The sequence below is a fragment of the Solimonas marina genome, from assembly GCF_012241385.1.
Taxonomy (GTDB): Bacteria; Pseudomonadota; Gammaproteobacteria; order Nevskiales; family Nevskiaceae; genus Solimonas; species Solimonas marina.
Map to the genome: position 1 here is coordinate 120,310 of NZ_JAAVXB010000007.1, position 11,529 is coordinate 131,838.

The 11,529-nt window shown below is 67.4% G+C and carries 11 protein-coding genes; 8 read left to right on the forward strand and 3 right to left on the reverse strand.

Features of this window, described 5'->3' with window-relative positions:
* Window positions 1-28 precede the first annotated feature (28 nt).
* The 6 genes from G7Y82_RS13370 to G7Y82_RS13395 all read left to right on the forward strand — a co-directional run bounded on the left by G7Y82_RS13370 (window position 29) and on the right by G7Y82_RS13395 (window position 5,824).
* Window positions 29-943, forward strand: coding sequence for a metallophosphoesterase family protein (locus tag G7Y82_RS13370; protein WP_168148627.1), 915 nt, complete (start codon window positions 29-31; stop codon window positions 941-943).
* 199 nt (window positions 944-1,142) lie between these two features.
* Window positions 1,143-1,583 carry an HIT family protein gene (locus G7Y82_RS13375; protein ID WP_168148628.1) on the forward strand — a complete coding sequence of 147 codons (441 nt, stop codon included), beginning with the start codon at window positions 1,143-1,145 and terminating at the stop codon, window positions 1,581-1,583.
* 8 nt (window positions 1,584-1,591) lie between these two features.
* Entirely contained in the window at window positions 1,592-2,794 is a 1,203-nt protein-coding gene (locus tag G7Y82_RS13380) for an LptF/LptG family permease (RefSeq protein WP_168148629.1), read from the forward strand.
* Window positions 2,791-3,876 (forward strand): LptF/LptG family permease, encoded by a 1,086-nt coding sequence (locus G7Y82_RS13385; RefSeq protein WP_168148630.1) that lies wholly within the window; start codon window positions 2,791-2,793, stop codon window positions 3,874-3,876. Before G7Y82_RS13380 ends, G7Y82_RS13385 begins: the two co-directional genes overlap by 4 nt.
* Before the next feature lie 38 nt (window positions 3,877-3,914).
* Window positions 3,915-5,045, forward strand: a complete 1,131-nt coding sequence (locus G7Y82_RS13390; RefSeq protein WP_168148631.1) for a GNAT family N-acetyltransferase — start codon at window positions 3,915-3,917, stop codon at window positions 5,043-5,045.
* A complete protein-coding gene (locus tag G7Y82_RS13395; protein WP_168148632.1) occupies window positions 5,042-5,824 on the forward strand; it encodes a nucleotidyltransferase family protein in 783 nt (260 codons plus the stop codon). Before G7Y82_RS13390 ends, G7Y82_RS13395 begins: the two co-directional genes overlap by 4 nt.
* A gap of 363 nt (window positions 5,825-6,187) precedes the next feature.
* Here the strand turns inward: G7Y82_RS13395 and G7Y82_RS13400 are convergent, their stop codons facing one another.
* From G7Y82_RS13400 to G7Y82_RS13410, 3 genes are all read right to left on the reverse strand, one after another.
* Window positions 6,188-6,844: a sterol desaturase family protein gene (locus tag G7Y82_RS13400; RefSeq protein ID WP_168148633.1), complete on the reverse strand. Its 657-nt coding sequence runs from the start codon at window positions 6,842-6,844 to the stop codon at window positions 6,188-6,190.
* A 5-nt stretch (window positions 6,845-6,849) separates the two neighbouring features.
* Complete coding sequence (locus G7Y82_RS13405; protein WP_168148634.1) at window positions 6,850-7,683, reverse strand: phosphocholine cytidylyltransferase family protein; 834 nt, start codon at window positions 7,681-7,683, stop codon at window positions 6,850-6,852.
* Window positions 7,684-7,789: 106 nt separating this feature from the next.
* Window positions 7,790-9,304 carry a DUF3336 domain-containing protein gene (locus tag G7Y82_RS13410; RefSeq protein WP_240954283.1) on the reverse strand — a complete coding sequence of 505 codons (1,515 nt, stop codon included), beginning with the start codon at window positions 9,302-9,304 and terminating at the stop codon, window positions 7,790-7,792.
* A 192-nt stretch (window positions 9,305-9,496) separates the two neighbouring features.
* Between G7Y82_RS13410 and G7Y82_RS13415 the strand changes: the two genes are divergently transcribed.
* Both G7Y82_RS13415 and G7Y82_RS21905 read left to right on the forward strand, forming a co-directional pair.
* Window positions 9,497-10,408, forward strand: a complete 912-nt coding sequence (locus G7Y82_RS13415) for an AAA family ATPase (RefSeq protein WP_168148635.1) — start codon at window positions 9,497-9,499, stop codon at window positions 10,406-10,408.
* A gap of 81 nt (window positions 10,409-10,489) precedes the next feature.
* Entirely contained in the window at window positions 10,490-11,464 is a 975-nt protein-coding gene (locus G7Y82_RS21905; protein ID WP_168148636.1) for a DUF58 domain-containing protein, read from the forward strand.
* Window positions 11,465-11,529: the final 65 nt, after the last annotated feature.

Sequence of the window (11,529 nt, forward strand, 5' to 3'; positions counted from 1 at the left end):
GGCGGTCTGAATAAGCCGCCTATTATCCATGACCGCGTTCACGCTTGCGCATTTTTCAGACCCGCACCTGCCGTACGAACCGCGACTCGACTGGCGCCAGCGTTTCTCCAAGCGGATCCTCAGCGCCTGGTCGTGGCACCGCAGCCGCCGCGCGGTGCAGCGCCCTGACATCCTTGCCGCCCTCGCCGACGATGTCCGCGCGCAGCAGCCTGACCATATCGCCGTCACTGGCGACATCACCAATTTCTCGCTACCCGGCGAATTCGAACAGGCCGCCGCCTGGCTGCGCACGCTCGGCGACGGCGCGCGCGTCAGCGTCGTGCCCGGCAACCACGATGCGCTGGTGCCGGTCGCGCCAGCCGAAGGCTGGGACCACTGGCAGCCGTGGATGCGCAGCGACGACGCCGACGCAACCCAATGGCCGTACCTGCGCCTGCGGGGCGACGTCGCACTGATCGGCGTGTCTTCGGCGCTGCCGACGCCACCGACCATCGCCGGCGGTCGCGTCGGCGCGGCACAGCTCGCCGCGCTCGAAGCGCTGCTGGACGCGCAGCGCGGGCGATTCCGCGTCGTGCTCGTCCATCACCCGCTTGCCGACGGCGCGGTGTCGCGGCGCAAGGCCTTGCGTGATCGGGCCGAACTGCGGGCGGTACTGCAGCGCGCCGGTTGCGAGCTGGTGCTGACCGGTCATGCCCGCGACGCCCGCCTCGACCTGCTCGACGGTGCCACCGCGCCGATCGTCTGCCTCGGCCTGCCGTCGTCGACGGCGGCACCCAATGCGCACGACCAGGGTGCGCGCTGGCACGCCTTGCGCATCGAAAAGCAAAGCAGCGACTGGCGCCTTTCGGTCGCCGTGCGGCTCTGGGATGAAGCCACCGGCGCGTTCTGCTCCGGCGGCACCTACGACTACCGCCTTCCACGGACAGGAGCAATCGCGGTATGAGCATGCGACACGGTGTTTTGCGCGTAGCGCAAATGGGTGCGGGAGCATGCTCTCTCATGCATGCGGCCGCACTTAGAAGACCACGCGACGGTCGGAGCATGAGCATGCGACACGGTGTTTTGCGCGCAGCGCAAATGGGTGCGGGAACATGCGCTTCCATGCGAACCGCCGCATTTGCAGGCAGCGCGGGGACGGACGCATGAGCAATGCCACTGCGCGAAAATTCGGATATCCCGACACGCTGATCGCCGAGATCGGCCCGTGGCAGCTGCTGTTGCGGCCCAAGCAGCCGACGCTCGGTGCGCTGGTGCTGGTTTGCACCGAAGACGCACAGGCCTTCGCCGATCTCAGCCCGGCAGCCTACGCGGCGCTACGCGACGCCGTGCGCGGCACCGAGACGCTGCTCAAGGATTTCGTCGGCTATGAGCGCATCAATTATCTGATGCTGATGATGGTCGACCCGGACGTGCACTACCACGTGATTCCGCGCTACGCCGAACCGCGCCACCATGCCGGCGTCGACTACACCGATCACGGCTGGCCCGGACCGCCGGCGCTCGAACCGTCGGTGACGCCCGATCCGGAGACCCGCAGCGCCCTTGTCGCCGAGCTGCGGCGGCGCTGGTCGGCCGCGCACTAACGCCCGGCATGGCTGTGAAGGGCACCCGCGACACGCGGATTCTCGACCGCTATCTGCTCGGCATGCTGGCCGGGCCGCTGTCGCTGTCGATCGGCGTGGTGCTCGTCGCGCTGTTGCTGGAGCGCCTGCTGCGCCTGTTCAATCTGGTCGCCGCCAGCAGCTCGGCGCTCAGCGCCGTCGCCGACGCCATCGTCAACCTGGTGCCGTACTACCTCGGGCTGGCACTACCGGCGGCTTTCTTCGCCAGCATCTTCATGGTCGTCGCACGGCTCGGCGACGACAACGAACTCGACGCAATGCTGGCGGCCGGCCGCTCGATCCTGCAGCTGGCGAGACCGTTCGTGCTGGTCGCCGGCCTGCTCGCGATCTTCGCCTTCTATCTCTACGGCTATCTGCAGCCGCACAGCCGCTACCGCTACCGCGCCGTGCTCTACGAAGCGCTGCACGAAGGCTGGAACGCACGCGCACAGGAAAACGTGTTCGCCGACGCCGGCCGTGGCTTCACGCTGACCGCCGACGAGGTCGACGCCAGCGGCCGCCACATGAAAGGCGTGTTCATCCGCCGCCTCGCCGATGGCTACGACGAAATTATCACCGCCCGTACCGGCACCCTGCTGCCGACGCCGGACGGCCACAGCCTGCAACTCGAACTCGGCGTCGGCCGCTCGGTGCGTGAGCAGGATGGCATCGGCCTCGACGACATGCATTTCCAGCACGCCATCGTCAACGAGAACTTCGACGCGCAGGCGCCACCGTTCCGGCCGCGCGGCAACAGCGAGCGCGAGCTGACGCTGCCCGAGCTGTGGAGCGCGATGCACGAGCAAACGCCACCGGTCTCGTACGCCGAACTCGCCGGCGAGTTCCACGCGCGCCTGGCGCGCTCGGCGGCGCTGCCGTTCCTGCCGCTGTTGGCCTTTGCGCTCGGCATGGCCGCCAAACGCGGCCAGCGCGCGCCGAGCGTCGCACTCGCCTGCCTGCTGCTGCTCGCCCTGCACCACGGCATCCAGTTCGGCGAGAGTCTGGCGCAGACCGGCCGCGTCTCGGCCGTGGCCGCGGTCTGGTCGCCGCTCGCGGTGTTTGCGGCACTCAGCTGCTGGCTGTTTGCTGCCAGCCTCAAGAGCCCCGGCGACAACCCGATGACCCGCATGGTCGCGCGCAGCGAACGCTTGATGGAAGGCATCTCGCTGCGCCGCAAGAAGGCCGCGCCGTGATCAAGGGACCGCTCGCCTCCTACCTGCGGCGCATGCTGCTGGCGCAGACCACCGGCCTGCTGCTGGCGCTCGCGGCATTGATGCAGGTGCTCGATCTGCTCGACGCCACCACCGACATCCTCAAGCGTCACCTCGGCCTGTCCGGCGTGTTGCACTACGCGGCGCTGCGCACGCCGGCCGAACTGGCGTTGGCACTGCCGCTGGCATCGTTGCTCGGCGCACTGTTCACGTTCTTCACGCTGGCCAAGCGCCGCGAGTTGACGGCGATTCGCGCCACGGGCGTCAGCCTGCGGGGCGTTGTCATCGCCCTGCTGCCGGTGCCGCTGCTGTTCGCTGCGCTGCAGTTCTGGGTCACTGATCAACTGGTTCCGAAGAGCGAGATCGCGCTATCGGCCTGGTGGAACTCGACGACGCCACCGCCCGGTGACGATGACGACCAGGCGAAGACCACGCTTTGGGCGCACACCGACGACGGCCTCGCCGCCTTCGATCAGATCAGCGCCGATGGCCGCCACATCAACGGCCTGCACTTGTACCGGCGCGGCGCCGACGCGCAGTTCGACGAGCGCCTGGAAGCGGCCAAGGCCGATTGGGATGGCAAGCAGTGGCATCTGCGCGACATGCGCCGCCTCGCGCTCGAGCCCGATCATGTCGATCGTTCGGTACCGTCCGACGATGTCTGGCGCACCAATCTGCGGCCGGATGATCTGCTGCGCATCGATTCGCCGCAGCCGCAGCTGTCGAGCACCGTGCTGATGGGCGTGCTGGCCGGTGCGCGCGTCGGCGCGCGCCCGGCGAGCTACTACCACACCGCCCTCTACCGCCGTTTCACCGCACCGCTGGCGCCGGTCATCATGCTGCTGCTGGCGCTGCCCGCCACGCGCGCCGCCGGGCGCAGCGGCGAAGGTGGCGGCCTGATGCTCGCTTCCCTGGCGGCCGGCCTGCTGTTCGTGCTGGTCGACGGTCTGCTCGCGGCGCTCGGCGAGGGCGGTCGTATTCCGGCGCTGGCCGCCAGCGCCGCCCCCCTGATTTTGTTCGCCGCACTCGGCGTGGCGATCCTGCACCGTTACGATACGCGCTGACACAGCCGACAGGTTCGACCTGGAAACCTCATAACATCATGACCTCAATCGACATCGTGCCGGTGCGCAGCCCCGCCGAAATGCGCCGCTTCATCCGCCTGCCGGCGCGCCTGCATGCCAACGATCCGCTATACATTCCGCCGCTCGAACTGGAGCGCAGCGAGGCGTTTTCGCCGAAGAAGAACCCGTTCTTCGAACACGCCGACGTGCAGTTCTGGCTGGCCGTGCAGGGCGGCGTCGACGTCGGCCGCATCAGCGCACAGATCGACAAGCTGTCGCCGATGCTGCGCGACGAGTCCGCGGGCCATTTCGGCCTGATCGAAGCCGAGGACGATCCGGCCCTCTTCGACGCGCTGTTCGCCACCGCCGAAGCCTGGCTGCGCGAGCGCGGCTGCAAGCGCGCGATCGGCCCGTTCAACCTGTCGGTCAACGAGGAAACCGGCCTGCTGGTGCGCGGCTTCGACACGCCACCGATGCTGATGATGAGTCACGACCATGCCTACGTCGGGCCGCGCATCGAAGCGCTGGGCTACAAAACCGAGCAGAACCTGCTCGCCTACATCCTCGGCGCCGACGTCGATCCGCCGAAGGGCCTGCAGCGCATCCTCGCGCAGCCGCCGAAGAACCTGCGCGTGAGGCCGCTGAACCTGAAGAACTACATGGCCGACATCCGCACGATCACGGCCATTTTCAACGACGCCTGGTCGCAGAACTGGGGCTTCGTGCCGTATACCGAAGCCGAGGTCGATCATCTCGCCCACGCGCTCAAGCCGTTGCTCGACCCGAAGCTGGTGCCGATCGCCGAGCTCGACGGCGAACCGGTCGCGTTCGGCGTGCTACTGCCGAATCTCAACGAGGCGATCCGCGAATTCGGCGGCAAGCTGCTGCCGTTCAACTGGGCCAAGCTGATCTGGCGCCTCAAAGTCAGCGGCGTGAAGACCGGCCGCGTGCCACTGATGGGCGTGCGCCGCAGCATTTCAGCCGACTTCGTCGGCCGCTCGGTGGCGTTCTACGTCGTCGATGCAATGCGCCAGCGCTGCAAGCAAATCGGCATCGAGCGCGTCGAGCTGTCGTGGATTCTCGAAAACAACGCGCCGATGCGGCGCATGCTCGAAATGCTCGGCGCGCACGACTACAAGACCTATCGCCTCTACGGCAAGGATCTGTGAGCACACCGGCAGCCGGCCTCACCGCGCTGGTCCTGGCCGGCTCGCGCGGGCCTGACGAGCCGCTAGCGGTCTATGCCGGGGTCAGCCACAAGGCGCTGATCGAGATCGGCGGCAAGACCATGCTCGAGCGCGTGCTCGACACGCTCGCCAGCATCGACGCCATCACACGCATCGTGGTCGTCATCGAGCGCCCCGAACTGCTGGCCGCGCTACCGGCCGTACAGCGGCTCGGCACGCGAGTCGAAGCGATGCCGGCCGCGGCCGGCCCCAGCCTCAGCGTCGCCGCCGCGCTGACCCGCTACGGCACGCCACTGCTGGTGACGACCGCCGATCACGCGCTGCTGGAGGCTGAGTGGGTGCGCTACTTTCTCGCCCACTGCCCGCCGCAGAACGATCTATGCGTGGCGCTGGCACGGCGTGAAGCGGTACTCGCGGCATTGCCGGACACGCAGCGCACTTGGCTGCGCTTCGCCGACGGTCACTATTCGGGCTGCAATCTGTTCTACCTGGCGCGCCCGTCGGCCGGCGGCGCCGTGCAGTTCTGGCGCACCCTCGAAGCCGACCGCAAGCGGCCGCTGCGCATGCTGCGCCGCATCGGCGTCTTCAGCGTGCTGCGCTACCTGCTCGGACGGCTGACGCTGCGCGAGGCCCTGCGTCGCATCGGCCGTCGCTGCGGCGCCAGCCCGGCGCTGGTCGAGATGCCGTACGGCCTGGCCGCCGTCGACGTCGACAAACCATCGGACCTCGACTTGGTCCGGAAAATCGTCGGCGACGCGTAAAAGACGTGAACCACAGATTTCACAGATTGCACAGATGGGAAGCGGCGCTGCAGCCGTTCTGTTTTCGACAAGATCCGCCGCGCCGTCTCGTTGAGGTCGCGGCTGGCGCCTCTCCTACAGCAAGACGCCTGCTGGTCCCGAAAGCTTCACCGCGCCCAACACCCCCTGTAGGAACGGCGCAAGCCGCGACCTGCAATGCCGGCAGCGAATAACGGGCACCCCGAAATGTGGGAGAACCTTTCGCCGGCGCATCGCGAGCGAAGGCAGATGACGGGACGACGAAGCGCAGCGTACGTTCGTACGTGAGCCTTGCAAGCACCGCCCGCGCGGGAGGTGCCGAGCGCTGGGGCTCCGGCGAAAGCTTCAGCGCGGCCGGGTGCCGAAGACGTAATCCCACAACGGCGTGCTGACGCCGAAGCGTCGATCCGGATCGACGAAGTGGTGCTGCATGTGATTGCGCTTGAGCGCGGTAAACCACGACATGCGCCACGACGCGTGATGCAGCGCGTAGTGAATCAGGTCGTATATCAGGTAGCCGGTCAGGAAGCCGGCGAAGCTCGCGTGCAGGCCGGGCGCCGGCATCACCAGGCGGAACAGCAGGTAGAACACGAAGGCGATCGGCAGACTCGCCGACGGCGGCATCACCAGACGCTTCGCATCGTTCGGGTAGTCGTGGTGAACGCCGTGGAAAATGAAGTGCAGGCGCTTGCCCCAAGCAAAGCCGGGCTCATAGTGGAAGGCCCAACGGTGCAGCACGTATTCGACCGGCGTCCAGATCGCCAGCCCGACAGCGAACCAGCCCAGCGCCGGCAACACCGGCACGGATTCGAGACCGAGCGCGACGTAGAGCATGGCGGCGATGATCGGCACGAACACCAGCGGCGGCACCCACCAGTAGACCTTCGACAGCGCCTCCATCCAGTCGAAGCGGAACATGCGCACCGACTCGCGCGAGTTCGAAACGTAGCGGCGCTGAGGCGCCGACGCGCCGCGCGCCGGAAAGGTCTGCTGAACGGACATGCGGCTCAGCGGGCGGCAGCCGTCGGCAGGCTGGCGCCGGCAGACACCGGATGCAGCCAGCGATCGGCCCACGGCGCGGTCAACGCACGATTGCTTTCGACGTCGGCGAGGAAGTCCATCTCGCCCCAGTCGAGGCCTTCGATCGATTCGACGCGCACCTCGCAACCGTCCTGCACGAGGCGATTGATGGTCGACAGATACCAGAGCTTGATGCCCTCGCCGCTGCGCATCATGCGCTCGAGGTCGGCGATGAAACGCGCGGCGCCGTCGGCATCGAAGCGCAGAAAACCGATGGACTCGCCGTCGACGATCGACATTGGCAGCGTCTTGCCGATCGCACGCAGCTGGCCGTCTTCGGTCTGTACCTTCATGTCGTCGGCGTCGTAATCGCCCTTGCGGTCGATCGTCACGGTCACCGGGGCGGCCGGCGCGCTCAGCAGACGCATCGCGATTTCCGGCTCGATCAGCGTGTCGCCGTTGAGGATCAGGCCGCCGTCGCGCAATTCCTCGCGGATCAGCCAGCAGGTCGCCAGGTTGTCGCTGACGTTGTAGAACGGATTGAAGACCGTCCGCACCGTCATACCGGCCGGCGTGTGCGCGGCCAACATCTGGTCAACCTGATCGGCGGCGAAGCCCGTCACGACCACGGCTTCGCTGACGCCAGCATGACGCAGCGCTAACAACTGCCATTCGAGGAGGCTGCGACCCGACAAATCAATCAGGCACTTCGGTCGCTTTTCGGTCAGCGGCAGCAGCCGGCTGCCCTGTCCTGCACTGAGAATGACCGCTCTCAGTCCCGGTCGGGCGCGCGCTGCACGCCCGGCGTGTCCATCATCCATTTCTTCCTACCTGCTGTGACCGGACACCACCCCCCCGGCAGTGTTCCGCTTTCTTGACGGATATGTTACGGCGCTGCGCCCCCGGCTGCACGCGGCGCCCCGCCGATCACACGCGGCCGGTCGAACCTTGCTGGCTACGGACGATTTTCAGCTCCGGACGGCGGCTGATGCGCTCGCCGGTGCCGGGCAGCGGTTGCTCCTGCTCCAGCGCGCGTACGCACTGGTCGAGCATCTGACTGATCATGGTCTGATTGCGGATCATCTCGATGCGCGGCCACGTGGCGCGTTCGCCTTCGAGCATGAAGCGCTTGATCGCTTCCATCGACGGGTTGGCGGTGACGTTGGCGTATCGCCAGAGACTGACGTCCGGCAGGATGTTGATGTTGCCGCGATAGTCCTGATCAAGGATCGACGATGCCGTGTCCAGGGTCCGGCGCAGGCCGCCGACCGCGAGGTTCTGCCGTGCCAGGTCGACGATGCTCTTGCTCTGGCTGCGCGCCGTCGAATAGATGTAGTCACGCGCCGCATTGCGCAGGCCCCGATCACCCGGCTCGCGCTTGCCCGACACGAACGGCAGCACATGCGGGTTGGTCTGGCTGACGATGAAGTGATTGACGTTGTGCAGGCGGCGCATGCGCAGGATCGGCAGATCCGACTTCAACGAGCCGTCATTCCAGCGCAGCAGCGGCATATACGGCACGCGCTCGTCACGCTCGTCCTGCGTCATCAGCATCACCGGCGGAAACAGCAGCGGTACGGCGCAGGACGCCAGCACTGCTTCGCGGATATACAGATACGGGAACGTCAGGTGATTGAGCAGGCGTGGCTGCTGATGCGTACCGGCCGGTGATACCGTGATGTTGATGGCGCGCCCGGACAGGTGCTGGGCCTGCTCGAAGGTCAGGTCGCGCACATTGGCGGCAATCGCCTTGCGCAGCTGATCCTGATCCATCAGCGCACGGCGGCGGATGATGTCGCGCATCGGCAGCACGCGCCAGAAGTGGTAGTACGCGGCATCCGGATCGAGCAGGTCCTCGACCTCGTGCGCGGCGCGGGTACCGACCGTCGCGCAGACGACCGAGCCGGCGCTGGAGCCGGACATCACCGGCGGCACCAGGTTCTCGCGATACAGCGCCTTGACCACGCCGACGTGGAACAGGCCCAGTGTCGCGCCACCCGACAGCATCAGCGCCGAGCGGCCGTAGCTCGAGACAATGTCGTTGAAGAACTTGAGCTTGGCGGCTTGCGGCAGCTCCGGCAGATCGACCTCGCAGATCCACTGCAGCGCCGCACAGACCTCGCGGGCGTATTCGGTCACCAGTTGCTTGGTGCCGACGCGCGCATGCGAGTACAGACGCGCGCTGCCGACGTTGCCAAGGTTCCAGTGCAAGCCCTGACGCAGGTGATGAATCAGCTTGAGCACGTTGCCATGCTCGCGATACTGGCGGATCTGACGCAGACGCGAACGAATCAGGCGCCAGTCGTAGTCGTCCGAGGCCTCGTCGGCCTGCCAGTCGTCCCAGCCTTCGCGACGATCGAGCTCGGCCGCCGCGTCGCGCCACTGCGCGTAGCTGGTTGCCGCCTCCATCTCGCGATTCAGCTGGCGAGTTTTTGCGTCCAAGTGCCGCTCCGTCAATATGACCTTGGACACTATGGTCGCCGCCACCCGGTGCCGCCGCAAGCATCATCGGCACCATTATTCGACCGACCGGGACCGTCCGTCCGGCACGGGCGGCGCCTGCGGTTACACTCGCCGCTCGGGCTCGCGAAGCCCTATCCGAACGAATACGCCTGCCTCTCTGATCGCTCCGTCATGAATGCCACCGTCGCCCCCGTCCTGCAGCGCCTCAATCAGATCATTCTCGGCAAGGACGCCCAGCTGCGGCTGGTGCTGGCCTGCCTGCTCGCGCGCGGCCACCTGCTGATCGAGGACATCCCCGGCATGGGCAAGACGACGCTGGCGCTGGCGCTGGCACGCGTGCTCGGCCTGCACTTCCAGCGTGTGCAGTTCACGTCCGACCTGCTGCCGGCCGATATCCTCGGCGTCTCCGTGTTCGAAACCGCGACCAGCGCGTTTCGCTTCGTGCCGGGGCCGATCTTCTCGCAGCTGGTACTGGCCGACGAGGTCAATCGCGCCAGCCCGAAAACGCAGTCGGCGCTGCTCGAGGCGATGGAAGAACGCCAGGTCACCGCCGAAGGCGACACGCGCGCACTGCCGGAACCGTTCTTCGTCATCGCCACGCAGAACCCCTCCTACCAGCTCGGCACCTTCCCGCTGCCGGAATCGCAGCTCGATCGCTTCCTGATGCGTCTGTCGCTGGGCTATCCGTCGCCGGATGCCGAACGCCAACTATTGTTGGAACGCGAACGCCGCGACCTGCTCGACGAGCTGCAGCCGGTGCTGCAGCCGGCCGAGTTGCTCGATTTGCAGCAGCAGGTCCGCGGCGTGCGCACCGCGCCGGCGCTGGTCGACTACATCCTCGCGCTGGTGCAGCGAACCCGCGAGCTGCCGGGGCTACGCCAGGGCCTGTCACCGCGCGCCGGGCTCGGCCTGCGTCGCGCTGCACAGGCCTGGGCGTTCATCGAAGGCCGCAGCGGCGTGATTCCGGAGGATGTCCAGGCGGTGTTCGCGGCCGTGGTCGGCCATCGACTGGTGATGTCGGCCGAGCGCGAGGGCGCCGCCACCAGCGCCGAGGACATCCTCGCGCAGGTGGCTATACCGTGAGGCGTGAGGCGTGAGGCGTGAGGCGTGAGGCGTGAGGCGTGAGGCGTGAGGCGTGAGGCGAAAAAGCATACGGCACGGGGCGTGAGCTTCAACCCACTGCATCTGATTCAGGCGCGTATCGACGCCTGGGTGATGGCGCGCGTCAAGCGTCAGCCGGGGCCGATCGCGATCTCGCGCGGCCGCGTCTACATCGTGCCGACGCGCTTCGGCAGCGGCTACGCGCTGATGCTGCTGGTCATGCTGCTCGGCGCGATGAACTACAGCAACAGCATGGCGTTCCTGCTGACCTTCCTGCTCGCCGGCCTCGGCCTGCTGTGCATGTATCACACGCACGCCAACCTCGCGAACCTGCGGCTGCGCGCCGGCGTCACGCATCCGGTCTTCGTCGACGAGATCGCGCACATCGAAGTGCGCGTCGACAACCCGTCGCGGCAGGCGCGGCTGTCGATCGGCCTGTCGTGGCCGCGCGCCGCGCAGCCCGCCGACACACAAGACATCGCGCCGCTGCAGACCGCGACAATGCGCTTGCCGCTGGCGGCCGCGCGCCGCGGCTGGCTGCGGGCCGGCGCCTTCAGCGTCGCCACCGAATATCCGCTGGGCCTGTTCCACGCCTGGACCTGGGCCGAGCTCGACATCAGCGTGCTCGCCTATCCGAGACCGGCGGCGGCGCGCCTGGTGCCGCCGGGCAGCGCCGGCCATGGCAGCCTCGAAGCCAGCAACCGCATCGGCCAGGACGAGTTCAGTGGCCTGCGCGGCTACCAGCGCGGCGACACCGCACGCGCGATCCACTGGAAGAGCCTGCCGAAGTCGCCGCAGCCGATGGTCAAGCAGTTCCAGGAAGCACTCGATCAGGATCTCTGGCTCGAATGGCATGCGCTGCCGCAGCTCGACGTCGAAGCGCGTTTGTCGCAACTCACGCGCTGGGTGCTCGATGCCGAAGCGCTGCAACGCCGCTACGGCCTGCGCGTGCCGGGCACGACGATCGCACCCGGCCAGGGCGATGCCCATCGCTTCCGCTGCCTGAAAACCTTGGCGCTGTACGGGGCCGACGCGTGAGCCCGCGGCACGGTGTTTTGCGCAGCGCGCACCCGTCTGCGGGCACGGGCGCTCTGCTGCGGGTG